Here is a 15,278-nt window from a genome sequence, read left to right as displayed (position 1 = left end):
ATCAGCGCGCTCCCTTCTTGCGCTCGCGCGCCGCCGTGGCGCTCAACTCGCCCAGCGTGCTGTCGTCCAGCAGCTTGGCGTCCAGCATCGCCATCCGCTCCGCCTTGCGCGCGACCGGATTGGGCTTCGACACGTCGGCATCGGCCTTGGCCTGCACCGCCGGGGTGCGCGGCGCGGGCTTGGCCAGCTTCTCGACATTGTCAGCGGCGTGCGCCTCGCGGATTACGGCAATGTCGCTGCGAATCTGGGTCGCGGCGGGACTGGCGGGCGCGGCCTGCGGCGCGGACGGCAGGTCGGCGGGGGTCTCGACCATCGCCACCATCACCGGCGGCGCGACATAGTCCGGCCCGTTGGGCTGCACCCCATCGAGCTGCGCCAGCGCCCGCTCGCCAGCCAGATATTGGCCGGCGGTCGGCGTGCCATACATGAAGTCATGCTGGTTCCAGCTTTCCAGCTGCCGCATCGACGCGCGCGCGCTGAATTCGGTCTCCAGATAGCGAATATCGCCCTTCGCCCGCGCGATCTGCATCCGCACCTGCATCAGTTCGTTGCGCTCGGTCGCGACCTTCAGGGATACCAGATAGGCGCCCAGCGCGCCCAGCGCGACCAGCAGCACCCAGATCAGGCTCTGCAACCTTTTGACGGCGATCATGAGCGGGGACTCCCGGAGGACGAAACAGGGGCAGATGTGCGGACGGCGCTGCGCAGCGTGGCGGACCGGGCGCGGGGGTTGCGCGCCAGCTCCGCCTCACCTGCGCGTACCGCCTTGGCAGGCTTGGCAAAGGTCGGAGCATCGGCGGCGCGCTTTTCGGGCATGTGCCGCGACCAGCCGCCCTCGCCGCCGCTGCGGTTGCGCAGGAATTGCTTGACGATGCGATCTTCCAGACTGTGGAAGCTGACGATGGCCAGACGCCCGCCTTCCTCCAGCAGCGCCTCTGCCGCCTCCAGCGCGCGTTCCAGCTCCTCCAGCTCGCGATTCACATGGATGCGGATCGCCTGAAAGGCGCGGGTCGCCGGGTCTTTCTTGTCATGCGGCTTGTGGCCCAGCGCGCGGCGGATGACATGCGCCAGCTGCCCCGTGCGCTCCAGCGGGCGCGCATCGACAATGGCATGGGCAACCCGGCGCGACCGCGGCTCCTCGCCATAACGGTAGAGGACATTAGCGATCTCCTCTTCCGGCGCATTGTTCAGGAAATCGGCTGCACTCATACCGTCCTGGCTCATGGTCATGAGCAGGGGACCATCGGACTGGAAGGAAAAGCCCCGATCGGCCCGGTCGAGCTGCATCGACGACACGCCGATATCGAGCGTGATGCCCGACACTTTCTCGATGCCGCGCTCCGCCAGCAATTCCGCCATGCGCGAAAATTCGCCCGCGATCAGCGTGATGCCATGCGTCTCGGCCAAGGCCTGCCCTTCACGGATGGCGTCGGGATCGCGATCGAGCGCAAAGACGCTTGCCCCCGCCAGCGCCATGGCCCGCGAATAGCCGCCCGCGCCGAACGTGCCATCCACATGAATCTCGCCAGGGGTAATGGCCAGGGCATGGAGGACTTCGTCGAGCAGAACCGGGATATGCGGCGCAGTATCAGCGTCGGGCAGGCTCACTTGCCGCCCTCCGCTACGCGCGCGTCGAGCCAGCGCTTCACCTTGTTGCGGATCAGCGCCGGGCGATCGGGGCTTTCGACCAGCGCTTGCGGGTTCCAGATCTGGAAATAGCGGCCCACGCCATAGAAGAACGCCACGTCGGTGATGCCGGCTTCATCCTTGATATCGGGGTGGAGGAAGAAGCGGCCGCCATCATCGAAATTGACGTCCTCGATCGTGCCGAGGCGATTTTCGCGTTCCAGATCGCCGTTGAAGGGCCGGTTCGCCTCGCGCGCCAGCCGTTCCAGTTCAGCAACCTCATCGAACAGGAAGCGCTTGTGCGACAGGCCAAAGCCGGTGGCGCAGCCATTATCCATGTGGACGGACAGGCACAGGCGATTTTCATCGCCGCTGGCCTGGCGGACCAGCTTGCGCATCTCCAGGGGCAGCACGAAACGGCCCTTGCCGTCCGCGACGCTGAATGCGTTGCCCGAATAGAGAATGACGTCCGACACGCTGGAAATTCGCCCCTTTCATGCGGGGCACAGGCCACCTGTCGCCGGAATCACTGAATGGATATCCGGCCCGCAGGAATCGCCAACACCTGATTAACCCCAATTGCTGATTACCTATCAAGCAAGGGGGTAACTGGAAAGGGAAAAGTCGGGAGAAACTGGGATCAGTCGTTAGAAAATGGGTCTAACTGATTTTCATCGGCATTTCCAGCATATTTTCATGGTTTGTTCCCATCGTCGCTATGTCCAGCTCGCTGTCCCGTTCGGCCGAACAGCGCCATTCCCACCATCGCCCAGACTATCCCAAGGATTAACACCCAGCGCAGCCCTAGAACCACATCGCGCCCATCCCGCAACCAGCGCCGTTCGCCCGTTATCGATCCGCCCAGCCATTGCGCCACCAACGCAGGCGTATCCGCTGCCCATGCCCGCGGGTCGAGCGGACGGACCGGATCGGCAAGCCAGAGCCGGTCATCGATCAGGTCGGCATCCCCCACCAGCACGGCACGCCCCTGCCCGACCCGGCAACGGACGATCGCGCCACCCCGCCCCGCCGCACATGCTCCGCCTGCCTTGAACGATTGCGCCCCGGACAGAGTGACCAGCCAACCATCGTCCAGAAACTGCCGCGTCTCCACTTCCACCAGCGCATCCGGCACAGCGCCCCAATGCCGCAACAGCGGGTCGATCAGGCTGGCCGATGGCGCGCGCCGCCGGTCGCCCGCTGGCAGGTCGGACGGCCAGCGCAGCAACGGATCGGCCAGCACCAGCGCCGTGCCGCCCGCCCGCACCCATGTATCGATCGCCACCAGCTGGTCGGGCGTCATCGCGCGCGGCTGCGCCAGGAGCAAGGCGCGCGCACCCGACTTGGGCAATGCGCGCGGATCATCCAGCGGCTGAACGGTGAAGCGTGTCCGCAACAGGGTGACAATCGGCGCGTCAGCCAGTCCCGCCTTATCCCAAAACAAGGGCAAGGCGGTAATGACAGCCAACGCTGGCCGCTGAGCCATCGGCGCGATCGGTTGCGCCGGGCCGCGCCATAATAGCAAGCCGGCGAGCGCCAGCAGCCCGACCCCGATCAGCCGCGTGCCGGGCGTGCGCAACGCCCGACTGCCAAAGCCCCCCAACAGCGCCACGATCAACAGCCCAACAGCTGCGAGAGGATCAGGCAGCCGCCCCGCCGCGATCATGCAGAAAATCAACGCCGCCCCCGCCGCGCCAACCGCGATCCACACCAGCCACCGCCATAAATCCCTGGCCAGCAATTGTGCCATCAGCGCTACCATCAGCGCAGCGGGCAAGGCCCAACTCCAAGGATCGGCCTGCCCGCCCGATCGCCACGCACGCGCCATCCCCGCCATCAGCACGGCGAGGACGGGCAGCAACAGGACCAGAAAAATCGTCAGGCGGCGCGGCACCCTCATCCGCCCATCATTCAGCGCTGCTGCGGATCGCGGTCCATCGGCTTGCGCAGATTGGGATCGGGCTGGAGGTCTGGCACGACCGGTGCCTGTTCCGGCGCGGGCTGCACACCCAGTTCGGCGAGCGGATCCTTGGGCGACACGGCATTGGTCGACGACAGCGTCGGCACCACCGGCGGCGGCAGCGCGGCATCATCCTGCCGCGCCTTGTCGATGACGATGTTCGCCAACCCCACCAGCAACACGACACCCGCCAGACCGGTCAGCCCGATCTGGACGCGCTGCAACCCTTCCAGTCGGCGGGGTGTTTCAGCCATGCCTGCGCTCTTATGCTCTTCGCCGCGACCCGTGTCGGCGATCATGCAGTCTGCGCCAGCCAGGGAAAGACCGTCAAGCCCTTAGATTCCAGCCATTGCCGGTTATACAGCGTCGACAGATAGCGGAACCCCGTGTCGCACAGGATCGTCACGATCCGCTTGCCCGGCCCCAATTGCCGCGCGAGCGCGACCGCGCCCGCAACATTGATGCCCGATGAGAGGCCCAGGCACAGCCCTTCCTCGGCCAGCAGGCGGCGAACCCATTCCAGCCCTTCCTCGTCGGAAATGCGGAATTGCGCGTCGATCGGCGCACCTTCCAGATTGGCTGTGATCCGCCCCTGCCCAATCCCTTCGGCAACCGAACTACCTTCGGCTTTCAACTCGCCACAGGCATAATATGCATACAAAGCCGCGCCATGCGGATCGCTGAGCGCAATGGTGATCGCCTCATCCTTGGCTTTGAGGCCAAGCCCTACGCCCGCAATCGTCCCCCCGGTCCCCGCCGCGCAGGTGAAGCCGTCGATCCGGCCTTCCATCTGGGTCCAGATTTCCTCGGCGGTGCCGACGATATGCGCCTTGCGATTGGCGATATTGTCGAACTGGTTGGCCCAGATCGCCCCCTCCGTTTCCTCCGCCAGGCGGCGCGAGGTATGGACGAAATGGCCAGGGTTGGAATAGGCCGCAGCCGGCACCGTCACCAATTCCGCCCCCAGCGCGCGCAGCGTATCCATCTTCTCGCGGCTCTGGGTTTCGGGCATGACGATGATCGTCTTGTACCCCTTCGCATTGGCGACCAGCGCCAGACCGATGCCGGTATTGCCTGCCGTCCCCTCGACAATGGTGCCGCCGGGCTGGAGCAGCCCCTTTTCTTCGGCATCATTGACGATGAACAAAGCCGCACGGTCCTTCACCGAAGCACCGGGATTGGCAAATTCGCACTTGGCGAAAATATCGCAACCGGTCGCATCGGAGGGACCGGCAAGGCGCACCATCGGCGTATTGCCGATCAGCGCGAGACTATGGGGTTGTAGCAGCATCCCCCACGCATAGCGGACCCCGCGCACCTTTGCCAAGCAAGGGAATGATGGCCGCTCAAAAGAGCGCGTTTCATACTCCAAATCCTCGCCCTTAAGGCAGGGCTATCGCAATGAAACTGCTCCCTCCTTCACCGTCATCCTGAATTTATTTCAGGATCCATTTCTCGTCTCGAACTGCGGCTTTTGAGGCATGATGGATGCTGAAACGAGTTCAGCATGACGTTGGAGGGATAACGAAACGTCATATGCGATAGCCCTGCCTTGCAGGGGAGGATCTTGCTGTTTCACCGCCGCGTTAACCCCGGCCCCTCTCCCTGTCCCATCGCGGCACAGCGCAGAATCGGGGGAGGAAGTGGAAAGGAAATGCGTCTATGGGCGGCATGGGCGACAGCGGGTCGCGGCACATGAGGGCTTCATATGCAGGCGATCGGATGGAAAGGACGTAGCGGCATCATCGCGCTTGTCCTCGCCGCGCTCGTCGCGCCGCGCTTCATCACCGCCGCCCCGCTCGACATGCTCGACGGCAATCACGCCCAGGACGACCCGGCGGAGGAAGCCGCCGCCAACTTCCCCGGCTCCGCCTTCTTCTTCGCAGAGGGCGCTTTCGATCCAGTTCCCGGCGCGCTGACCGTCCAGAGCGAGCATGTCATGGGGCTGGAGGAAGTGAAAGCCGCGCCCGCTGCCGTGTTTCGCGGCATCACCGGCCTCGACAGCTATCGCGCGCTCAACTGCCTGACATCGGCCATCTATTATGAAGCCGGGAACGAGCCGGACGATGGCCAGCGCGCCGTGGCGCAAGTGGTCCTCAACCGCGTGCGCAGCCAGCTCTGGCCCAACACAGTGTGCGGCGTGGTCTATGAAGGGTCGGAACGCACCGACTATAAATGCCAGTTCACCTTCAGCTGCGACGGCGCGATGGCGCGCCTGCCCGCCGCTACCCAATGGGTGCGCGCGCGCCGGGTGGCGGAGGATGCGCTGGCGGGCCGCGTCTATGCCCCCGTAGGCCTCGCTACCCATTATCATACGCTGGCGGTGCGCCCCAACTGGTCGTCCAGCCTCCAGCCCGTCGCCGTCATCGGCGCGCATATCTTCTACCGCAACCCTGGCTTCAACGGCACCCCCGCCGCCTTCCGCGCCGCCTATCTGGGGCGCGAAACGATATCCGGCCCGGCGCGCCGCGTCTGGCCCGCCAAACCGGTTGCCCCGGTCGGGGCGTTCGTCGCCCCGTTCGGCAGCGCTGCGCCCACCCTGCCATCGACCGGCTGGACCGCGCCCGTCACGCGCCCGGCCCCCGCCAATCGCGACGACAATCTGCCGGAATCCACCATCCGCCCGGAATATCGCAACAGCGGCCGCCCGATCGTCTGATCCTCAACTTTTTTGCGGTTAACCCCCGCGATACCAGCCAAATATCTGGAATCGCGGGGGATTAAAAATGCATTTTTTTGGGCGTTTACGGGAACCGGATGGCGATATTGTGGGTTCTCTATTTCGGATAGCAAATCTTTTGCCCCCCGCTCTTGCTATCCACACAATATGAGCCCGGAACGCCTCCCCCCCCCGACGCGTTCCGGGCTCAGATTTTTTGGGGCGTTTTTCTTCTTGACATCATTAAATTTTTCGCGGTCGGAACGCTTGGGCTAGCGGCGGGTTCTGTATCCCGTCACTGGTATGGCTCACCCCATGCGGTCGCACGTTTCTCAAGGAGAGTTTCGATGACGAAAAAGATTCTCGCAGCCCTGCTGCTCACCGGCTCGCTGATGGTCGCCGCCTGCAACACTGTCGAAGGCGCAGGCCGCGACGTGCAGAGCGCTGGCCAGGCCGTGGAGAAGGCGGCGGACTGATCGCCGTCTGCTTTACGATTACCCGACTCCCAAGCATCGGCCCGTCCCTCAAAAAGGCGGGCCGCTTTTTGTTTCAGGCGGACGCTTCTTCGGCTTCCTGCATCTTCGCCTGCCGCCGGTCGGTGAACCAGATCGCGACGATCGTGATCTCATAGAGCAGCAGCAGCGGAATCGCGAGCATCAGCTGCGACACGACATCGGGCGGGGTCAGCACCGCCGCGACGATGAACGCCGCCACGATCATGTAACGGCGCAGACCAATCAGCTGCGCCCGGCTGACGAACCCGGCCCGGTTGAGCAGCATCAGCAGCACCGGCATCAGGAAACTGATCCCAAACGCCAGGATGAACTGCATTACCAGCCCCAGATAGGCGTCCGCGCTCGGCAAGGCCTCGACCTGCAGGCCGCTGCTATTGCCCTGAAACTCCAGAAAGAAGTGGAAGGCGGTCGGCATCACCACGAAATAGGCCAGGCTCGCGCCCAGACCGAACAGGAAGGGCGTCGCCAATATGAAGGGCAGCAGCGCCTTTTTTTCCTTGGCATAAAGGCCCGGCGCGACGAACGCCCATAGCTGGTTGGCAATGATCGGGAAGGACAAGCAGAAAGCCCCGAAAAAGGCGATCTTCACCTGCACGAAAAAGGCCTCGTACAGCTTGGTATAGACCAGCTTGCCGCCGCCATCGCCAAAGGCTTCCTTGAGCGGATGGACCAGGATCGCGAACAATTCGGCGGAAAAATAGAAACAGATCGCGCCAGTCAGCACCAGCGCATAGACGCATTTCAACAACCGTCCGCGCAATTCGATCAGGTGGTCGAGCAAAGGCGCCTTGCTCTCGTCAATATCACCGATCATGCCGCCGACCCGCTCTTGCCGTCAGCCGCCGCTTCCCCGGCCAGATAGGGCGGCGCATCATTGGCCGACGCCACGGGTGCCGACTGCGCCACAAAAGGCGGCGGCCCGTCGGGCGCGGCCTCAGCTTCCGGCGAGGGCAGCGCCTCCATCGCAGGCGCGGCAATCTCCGGCGGATGCTCGTCCATGATCCGCTTATTCTGCGCGGCCCACTTCTTTTCCAGCTCCTCCAGCTCGACCTCGCGCACCATGGCGTCCAGCCCGGTGCGGAAATGGCGCGCCATGCCCTGCGCCTTGCCGACGATCTGCCCCACCTTATAGAGTGCGCGCGGCAAATCCTTCGGGCCAATCACGATCACCGCAACGATGACGATCAGCAGGAATTCGGTCGAATCGATACCAAACATGCGTGGCTACCCTACCACCCGGCGCCTGAGCGTCAGGCCTTGGTCTTTTCTTCGGTAGCCGTGGTCGCATCCTGTTCGGGCACGCGATGGCCCTCCAGCCGGGTCGCGGGCTTGGCCGGGGTGGCGACGTCGTCATCGTCGGCCATGCCCTTCTTGAAGCTCTTGATACCCTTGGCCACGTCACCCATCAGGCCGGAAATCCGGCCGCCACCGAACAGCAGCATGACGACCAGGAGCACGATCACCCAGTGCATCAGCGAGAAGGAACCCATTTCAAATACTCCTGTAAGGCAACCTATCTAGGCCACATCATCGTCATTTTCCAGAACGGATTGCCCGCCCAGACCCTCCAGCGCCAAATCCACCGGATCAAGCAGCCCGGCCGCGCGCAGATCGTCAATACCGGGCAGGTCACGGCGGCTGCTAAGCCCGAAATGTGACAGAAAATCTACGGTTGTCGCATAGATGAGCGGCCGCCCCGGCACTTCGCGCCGCCCCGCTGGCCGCACCCATCCTGCTTCCATCAATACGTCCAGCGTCCCCTTGGCCACCTGCACGCCGCGGATCGCCTCTATCTCGGCCCGGCTGACCGGCTCATGATAGGCGATGATCGCCAGCGTCTCCATCGCCGCCCGCGACAATTTGCGCGCCTCATCCTTCTCGCGCCGCAAGATATGGGCCAGGTCCGCGGCGGTCTGGAAATGCCAGCGCCCGCCCCGCTCGACCAGATTGATACCGCGCCCGGCATAGTCGTCCGTCAGTTGCTGGAGCGCCGCCGCCAGATCGCCCGCGTCGCCGACATGCAGCCGCAACTCAGCGGGCGTCAGCGGCGTTTCGGCAACGAACAAGGCGGCTTCCACCGCCCGCAGATAATCGTCCGGTTCCCCGTTCATACCCCTGTCTCCAAATCCGGCACCCCGGCGCGCAAGAAGATGGGTTGGAAAATCCCGTCCTGCTGGATTTCCAGCCGCCCCTGCCGCGCCAGTTCCAGCGCCGCGACGAAACTGCTCGCCAACGCCGACTTCGCCTTGGCGCTGTCCAGCCCGGTCGGCAAAAACGCCTCCAGCCGCGTCCAATCGATCGCTGCGCCGACCAGCGCGCCAACCCGCTGGATCGCCTCATCCAGCGTCATCACCGGCCGCACGGCGATCACATGGACGGCAGGCTGGGTCCGGGCGCGAATCTGGCCGTAGGACTGGATCAGGTCATAAAGGCTCGCCTGCCACTTGGCCTTGCGCACCAGCCGCAATCCTTCGGGATTGCGCCGCACGAACACGTCACGCCCCACCCGGTCGCGCGCCATCAGCCGCGCCGCCGCGTCACGCATCGCGTGCAGCCGCTGGAGCCGCAATTGCAGCCGCAGCGCCAGTTCTTCGGGGCTGGGATCGGCCTGTTCCTGACGCGGCAACAGCAAGGCGGATTTGAGATAGGCCAGCCACGCCGCCATCACCAGATAATCCGCCGCCAGCTCCAGCTTCATCTGCTGCGCACCGTCGATGAATTGCAGATATTGCTCGGTCAGCGCCAGGATCGAAATCTCGCGCAAATCCACCTTCTGCGACCGCGCCAGCGTCAAGAGCAGATCAAGCGGTCCCTCCCATGCGTCGAAACTGACGGTCAGCGTGTCGGGGCTTGGGATGGCGGGGGCAATGAACAGGTCGTCCACGTCTAGTCCCTCCCCCATGGGCCAGGGCTATGGCATATGAAACGGCCCTCTATTTCACCGTCATCCTGAACTTGTTTCAGGATCCATCTTTCCAGCTCACACAGTTGCTTGTAACGAGAAATGGATGCTGAAATAAATTCAGCATGACGTTGGAGGGATAACCGAACGTCATGCGCAATAGTCCTCCCCCATCCCCTTGCAGGGGAGGAATTTTCAAGACCGCCCCTCAAGCCGCCACCAACCCCAGCAGACTGTCCCGCGTCGCCAACAACTCGCCCAGTTCCGGCTGATCCCCGCCGCGCACCACCGACGTCATCGCCCGGTCGAACCGCACCCGGCCCGAGTCCGTCATCTCCGGCAGCCGGTCGGCAATCCCGACCATATCCTCCATCCGCCCCCAGCAATTGAGCGCCAGGTCACACCCCGCCGCCACCACGCCCGCCGCCAGATCGGGGATGCTGCCCTGCAACGCCTTCATGTCCAGATCGTCCGACATCAACAGCCCGTCAAAGCCGATTCGCCCGCGGATAATCTCCTCGATCACCGTCGGGGACAGGCTGGCCGGGCGCTCCGCGTCCCATGCGGTATAAACGACATGCGCGGTCATCCCCATCGGCGCGTCGCGCAACCGCTCGAAGGGTTGCAGGTCGCTCGCCAGCGCTTGCGGCTCCGCCCGCACCACCGGCAGTTCCAGATGGCTGTCGACCAGCGCGCGGCCATGGCCCGGCATATGCTTGACGATGCCGACCACGCCGCCATCGGCCAGCCCTTCCAGCGTCGCCCGCCCCAGCGCCGCGACCCGCATCGGCTCAGCGCCCAATGTGCGGTCGCCCATGATGTCGCTCGCGCCCTCCTGCCGCACATCTAGCAAGGGCAGCGCATCGACCGTGATGCCGACCTCCGCCAGCGTCAGCGCAATCGCACGGGCATTGGCGCGGGCCGCCGCGATCGCGCTCGACGGCGCGACGTCATAGAGCCGGTCGAACAGCGCCCCAGCCGGAAAGGTCGGCCAGACCGGTGCCTGCATCCGCGCCACCCGGCCACCCTCCTGATCGATCATGATCAGCAGGTCGTCGCGGCCATGCAACGCCCGCAAATCATCGGTCAGCGCGCGCAGCTGCGCCCGATCGACGATATTGCGCCGGAACAAAATGTATCCGGCAGGTTGTGAGTCGGCGAAAAACGCGCGCTCGTCAGGGGTCAGGGTTGCGCCGGACAGGCCGAAGATGACGGGTTTCATAGGCCAATGGTAACGGGCAGGATGCCCGATGTCGAAGGCTCAGTTGACCACCATGCAGCTTTCGCCAGCGACTTTCAGCTTGCCGCAGATCAGGCTGGCCTGCCCGCCCGCGCTAGCCCGCAGGCGATAGACGGTGCTGCCGCCCACTTCCGCCGGCTCTACGACCATGGTGAGCGGGGCGAGATAGGCAAAGCGCTTGGACAGCCGGGTCCAGGCATCCTTGGCCCCCGCCGCGCTGCCATAGGCGCCCAGCTGGATTAGCGCGCCGCCACTGGCCGCCTTGGGCGCGACCGCTGCGCGTTCGCTGGTTTCGTCAGCGACGCGCGCGCTCACGCTCTGTGCAGGCTTGGCCGGGACGACCGGCTTGGTCCCGGTCGGCGCGGGCGCGGTCTTGGTGATCGGCGCTTCCGGCACCCGGCTGGCATCGATCCGCCCGTCGCGCAGCACGCCCTCGCTTGCCGCGAAACTCGCGTCGCCCTCGCCATCGAACTTCTTGGCGTCGGCTTCATTGGCGGCGATCTTGTAATTGTCCGCAGGCGCGGCGATCAGCTGGCCCTCGCCCGCTGCGCTCGGACCATTGCGATTCTGCACCCACCATATGCCCGCCACGACCACGCCGATCAGCGCAAGGCCCAGCAGGATCAGGCACAGCAGACGCAGCGGCGAGATGCCATTTTCATCCTCGTCATCGACCGCAGGCTCCAGCCAGGGCAGCCGGTCCTCATCGTCAAAATCCAGCCGGCCCCGTGCATAATCGCCCATCGTCCGAAACTCCGCCCGCTCTAGTTCAGCTCAGTCAATGCCGCCACGCCCATGAGCGCAAGGCCATTGCGTATAATCTGCCCTATTCCACGGCTCAGGAAAAGCCGCGACGACGTGAGCGCCGGATCGTCGGCCAGAATCACGCGCGCGCGCGGATCGTCATTGCCCATATTCCACCAACCATGAAAAGCCGAAGCCAAGTCGTTAAGATAAAATGCAATTCTGTGCGGTTCGCGGGTCAGCGCCGCTCCTTCGACCACACGCGGGAACTGCGCCGCCAGCTTGATCAGCCCCAGTTCCGCTGTCCCAAGCAGGGACAGGTCAGGCGCTGGCAGCACGATCCCCGCCTCTTCCGCCCGCCGCCCCAGCGAGGAAATGCGCGCATGGGCATATTGGACGTAGAATACAGGATTGTCCTTCGACGCCTCCACCACCTTGGCAAAGTCGAAATCCATCTGCGCGTCGGCCTTGCGCGTCAGCATGGTGAAGCGGACGACATCCTTGCCCACTTCCTGCACGACATCGGCCAGCGTCACGAAATTGCCCGCGCGCTTGGACATTTTCACCGGCTCGCCATCGCGCAGCAGCCGCACCATCTGGATGAGCTTGACGTCGAAGCGCGCCTTGCCCTCCGTCAGCGCGGCAACCGCCGCCTGGATGCGCTTGACCGTGCCGGCATGGTCCGCGCCCCATATGTCGATCAACTGGTCGGCGCTCTGGGCCTTCTGATAATGGTATGCCATGTCGGCACCGAAATAGGTCCAGCTGCCGTTCGACTTCTTGATCGGCCGGTCCTGATCGTCGCCGAACTTGGTCGACCTGAACAGCGGCAGCACGACCGGCTCCCAGTCGTCAGGCAATTCGCCCTTGGGCGCTTCCAGCACCCCGTCATAGACCAGGTCATGCGCGCGCAGCCAGGCTTCGGCCTCGTCGGGCTTGCCAGCCGCCTGCAATTCGGCTTCGGACGCGAAGATGTCGTGATGGATGCCCAGCAGCGCCAGATCGGCGCGGATCATGTCCATCATCTTGGCGACGGCAAAGCTGCGGAACGTCACCAGCCAGTCGGCTTCAGGCGCGCCAACGAACCTATCGCCATATTCCTGGACAAGCGCCTGCCCCACCGGCACCAGATAGTCGCCCGGATACAGGCCTTCGGGCACCGCGCCGACATCTTCGCCCAGCGCCTCGCGATACCGCAGATGCGCCGACCGGGCGAGGACATCCACCTGCCCGCCCGCGTCATTGATATAATATTCGCGGATCACCTTATGCCCAGCATATTCCAGCAGCGTCGCCAGCGCATCGCCCACCACCGCGCCCCGGCAATGGCCCATATGCATCGGACCGGTCGGGTTGGCGGAAACATATTCGACATTGACGGTCACGCCCTGCCCGATGTCGGAGCGGCCATAATCGTCACCCTCCGCTGCCAGCACGGCGAGTTCCGACCGCCATGTCACATCGGTCAGCGTCAGATTGATGAAGCCCGGCCCGGCGATCGACGCACTCGCCACCTCGGTCAGCCCCTCCAGCTTGTCCACGATCGCCTCGGCCAGCGCACGCGGGTTCGTTCCCGCAGGCTTGGCCAGCACCATCGCGGCATTGGTCGCCAGATCGCCATGGGACGCATCGCGCGGCGGCTCGACCGTCACCGGCTTGCGATTGAGACCAGCCGGCAGGATGCCATCGGCCTCCAATATGTCCAGCACAGTGTCGAGATGGGCGGTGAAACGGGTATAGAGGGACACGAGACGAAACTTTCTAAAAGTCCCGTTCGCCCTGAGCCTGTCGAAGGGCTGCTCTTTTCTTCAAGAAGTGCAAGGCTTCGACAAGCTCAGCCCGAACGGATGATGGGGCTAGCCGTTAACGCGTGGCGTTATATTTGAGCTGGTCCTGGGTCAGGTTGAACCCCACGAGCAGCTCGAAGCTGGTTCGCTGCAACGCCGCCTTGACGTCGGGCTGGGCGAAGGGATCGATCGCGGCATCCGCGTCGCCTGCCTTGCGCTTCTGGGTGATCTTGGCCTGAATGTCGGCGGGCAGCGACGCCGATGCCTTGTCGACATAGGAACCGGCCTTCGCCTGCGCACTGGCGCGATAGTCGCCTGCGGCAAAGTTCAGCGTCACCTGGCCAACCCGCTTGGCGACCACGGCATTGCCGCCGCGCACCACGGCGGAGAAATAGGGCAAGGTCACCTGCCGCGCCACGCTGGCGTCGCTGCGCCGGGCGTTCACGGTGAAGCTGGCCTCGGTGTAGAATTGCGCGCCATCGGTGCAGGTCGACCGCAAATTGGTGATGTCCGCCACCACGTCGATCGCCGCTGCGTCGCGGCTCTGCGCCGGATTGAACAAGGTGATGTCGCCGGTATAGGCCGGCACAGCCGCAGTCGGGCAGGCGGAGCGCACCGCGACAATGCCGCCGGTCGCATCAATTTCACCCCGGCGCGAACAACCTGCCAGGGCCAGCGCCACCATGCCGGTCGTGACGATCCGGGCCAGCACGGCGCGAGACGGGGCAGTATGAGACAGGCTGATATTCCTTGGCACAGGCAGAAATTCCTTGGCATGGCCCGTCGGCCAGAAGCTTTGCGCTTCCTTATCCATCCCCCGCCCCTCGCGCAACCGCAAGGAAGCGGCTTTCCTCCCGGCCTACATTCGCCTAAGCGCAAAGCCATGACCGACAGCGCCGCCGCCCGCCCGCCCATGACCCTTTTGATCGCCGCCCCGCGCGGTTTCTGCGCCGGGGTCGACCGCGCCATCATCATCGTCGAACGGGCGATCGAAACCTATGGCGCGCCGGTCTATGTCCGCCATGAAATCGTCCATAACAAATATGTCGTGGACAGTCTGAAGGCCAAGGGCGCGATCTTTGTCGAGGAACTGGATCAGGTGCCGGACGGCGTGCCGGTCGTCTTTTCCGCCCATGGCGTTCCCAAGGCGGTGCCTGCCAAGGCGGAAGAACGCGGCCTCTCCTATCTCGACGCCACCTGCCCGCTGGTCAGCAAGGTTCATCGTCAGGCCGAACGGCAGGTAAAGGATTGCCGCCACATATTGTTCATCGGGCATAAGGGGCATCCCGAAGTCATCGGCACCTTCGGCCAGGTGCCGGACGGCACCATGACCCTGATCGAGACTGTCGAGGATGCGCAGGCCTTCACCCCGGCCGATCCCGCCAATCTTGCCTTCCTGACGCAGACCACCCTGTCGGTCGATGACACCGCCGCGATCGTCGCCACCCTGCTGGAGCGCTTCCCTTCGATCGTCGCGCCCAAGGGGGAGGATATTTGCTACGCCACGTCCAACCGGCAGACGTCAGTGAAGGCGATCGCGCCGCGCTGCGACGCGCTCTATGTCATCGGCGCGCCCAACAGCTCCAATTCGCTGCGGCTGGTCGAGGTGGCCGAACGCGAAGGCACGCCTGCCCGCCTGATCCAGCGCGCGGACGAGATCGACTTTGCCTGGCTCGAAGGCGTCACGACGCTGGGCCTTACCGCTGGGGCTTCCGCGCCCGAAATACTGGTGCGCGAAGTGGTTGAAGCCATCGCCACTCGCTTCACCGTGACCGAGGAGCAGGTCGAAACCGCGCGCGAAACCATTGCCTTCAAGCTGCCGCGCGGGCTGGAGACGGCATAAGT

At 64.4% G+C, this 15,278-nt stretch carries 18 protein-coding genes; 3 read left to right on the top strand and 15 right to left on the bottom strand.

From position 1 onward, the window contains the following. Position 1: 1 nt before the first annotated feature. The 6 genes from Q0D44_RS00180 to Q0D44_RS00155 form a co-directional block, all read right to left on the bottom strand. Entirely contained in the window at positions 2-652 is a 651-nt protein-coding gene (locus Q0D44_RS00180) for a colicin transporter (RefSeq protein WP_294130462.1), read from the bottom strand. Next, the gene (gene rsmH, locus Q0D44_RS00175; protein ID WP_294130459.1) at positions 649-1,608 is read right to left on the bottom strand and encodes a 16S rRNA (cytosine(1402)-N(4))-methyltransferase RsmH; all 960 of its coding nucleotides are present in this window, start codon (positions 1,606-1,608) and stop codon (positions 649-651) included. Before rsmH ends, Q0D44_RS00180 begins: the two co-directional genes overlap by 4 nt. Further along, positions 1,605-2,102 carry a division/cell wall cluster transcriptional repressor MraZ gene (locus Q0D44_RS00170; protein WP_294130457.1) on the bottom strand — a complete coding sequence of 166 codons (498 nt, stop codon included), beginning with the start codon at positions 2,100-2,102 and terminating at the stop codon, positions 1,605-1,607. The genes rsmH and Q0D44_RS00170 overlap by 4 nt, the downstream gene beginning before the upstream one ends. A gap of 218 nt (positions 2,103-2,320) precedes the next feature. Beyond that, positions 2,321-3,526: an ABC transporter gene (locus tag Q0D44_RS00165; RefSeq protein ID WP_294130454.1), complete on the bottom strand. Its 1,206-nt coding sequence runs from the start codon at positions 3,524-3,526 to the stop codon at positions 2,321-2,323. 11 nt (positions 3,527-3,537) lie between these two features. Then, on the bottom strand, positions 3,538-3,840 hold the full coding sequence (locus tag Q0D44_RS00160; RefSeq protein WP_217673676.1) for a hypothetical protein: 303 nt from the start codon (positions 3,838-3,840) through the stop codon (positions 3,538-3,540). 41 nt (positions 3,841-3,881) lie between these two features. Then, positions 3,882-4,877 (bottom strand): cysteine synthase A, encoded by a 996-nt coding sequence (locus Q0D44_RS00155; RefSeq protein ID WP_294130439.1) that lies wholly within the window; start codon positions 4,875-4,877, stop codon positions 3,882-3,884. A gap of 417 nt (positions 4,878-5,294) precedes the next feature. Here Q0D44_RS00155 and Q0D44_RS00150 point away from each other — a divergent pair, with 417 nt between their 5' ends. Beyond that, positions 5,295-6,245, top strand: a complete 951-nt coding sequence (locus Q0D44_RS00150; protein WP_294130436.1) for a cell wall hydrolase — start codon at positions 5,295-5,297, stop codon at positions 6,243-6,245. Between the two features lie 347 nt (positions 6,246-6,592). Beyond that, the gene (locus Q0D44_RS00145; RefSeq protein ID WP_294130434.1) at positions 6,593-6,721 is read left to right on the top strand and encodes an entericidin A/B family lipoprotein; all 129 of its coding nucleotides are present in this window, start codon (positions 6,593-6,595) and stop codon (positions 6,719-6,721) included. Positions 6,722-6,794: 73 nt separating this feature from the next. Here the strand turns inward: Q0D44_RS00145 and tatC are convergent, their stop codons facing one another. From tatC to Q0D44_RS00100, 9 genes are all read right to left on the bottom strand, one after another. Further along, positions 6,795-7,574 carry a twin-arginine translocase subunit TatC gene (gene tatC / locus Q0D44_RS00140; protein WP_294130432.1) on the bottom strand — a complete coding sequence of 260 codons (780 nt, stop codon included), beginning with the start codon at positions 7,572-7,574 and terminating at the stop codon, positions 6,795-6,797. Next, a complete protein-coding gene (tatB, locus tag Q0D44_RS00135; protein WP_294130429.1) occupies positions 7,571-7,978 on the bottom strand; it encodes a Sec-independent protein translocase protein TatB in 408 nt (135 codons plus the stop codon). The genes tatC and tatB overlap by 4 nt, the downstream gene beginning before the upstream one ends. A gap of 32 nt (positions 7,979-8,010) precedes the next feature. Then, positions 8,011-8,250, bottom strand: a complete 240-nt coding sequence (locus tag Q0D44_RS00130) for a twin-arginine translocase TatA/TatE family subunit (RefSeq protein ID WP_217673283.1) — start codon at positions 8,248-8,250, stop codon at positions 8,011-8,013. A 27-nt stretch (positions 8,251-8,277) separates the two neighbouring features. Continuing rightward, positions 8,278-8,871, bottom strand: coding sequence for an SMC-Scp complex subunit ScpB (gene scpB, locus Q0D44_RS00125; protein WP_294130422.1), 594 nt, complete (start codon positions 8,869-8,871; stop codon positions 8,278-8,280). Further along, positions 8,868-9,644, bottom strand: coding sequence for a ScpA family protein (locus tag Q0D44_RS00120; protein WP_294130420.1), 777 nt, complete (start codon positions 9,642-9,644; stop codon positions 8,868-8,870). Before Q0D44_RS00120 ends, scpB begins: the two co-directional genes overlap by 4 nt. Positions 9,645-9,870: 226 nt before the next feature. Beyond that, positions 9,871-10,884, bottom strand: a complete 1,014-nt coding sequence (gene nagZ, locus Q0D44_RS00115) for a beta-N-acetylhexosaminidase (RefSeq protein ID WP_294130418.1) — start codon at positions 10,882-10,884, stop codon at positions 9,871-9,873. 39 nt (positions 10,885-10,923) lie between these two features. Continuing rightward, entirely contained in the window at positions 10,924-11,646 is a 723-nt protein-coding gene (locus Q0D44_RS00110) for an SPOR domain-containing protein (protein WP_294130415.1), read from the bottom strand. Between the two features lie 20 nt (positions 11,647-11,666). Continuing rightward, positions 11,667-13,394: an arginine--tRNA ligase gene (gene argS, locus Q0D44_RS00105; RefSeq protein ID WP_294130414.1), complete on the bottom strand. Its 1,728-nt coding sequence runs from the start codon at positions 13,392-13,394 to the stop codon at positions 11,667-11,669. 115 nt (positions 13,395-13,509) lie between these two features. Further along, positions 13,510-14,118: a hypothetical protein gene (locus Q0D44_RS00100; protein WP_294131781.1), complete on the bottom strand. Its 609-nt coding sequence runs from the start codon at positions 14,116-14,118 to the stop codon at positions 13,510-13,512. A gap of 198 nt (positions 14,119-14,316) precedes the next feature. On the opposite strand from Q0D44_RS00100, the gene ispH reads away from it, so the two are divergent. Further along, a complete protein-coding gene (gene ispH, locus Q0D44_RS00095) occupies positions 14,317-15,276 on the top strand; it encodes a 4-hydroxy-3-methylbut-2-enyl diphosphate reductase (protein ID WP_294130412.1) in 960 nt (319 codons plus the stop codon). Positions 15,277-15,278: the final 2 nt, after the last annotated feature.

This window comes from Sphingobium sp. (assembly GCA_023266575.1).
Lineage (GTDB): Bacteria > Pseudomonadota > Alphaproteobacteria > Sphingomonadales > Sphingomonadaceae > Sphingobium.
The sequence above is the reverse complement of the archived record's forward strand: the minus strand, read 5'-3'. Positions and strand labels throughout refer to the sequence as shown.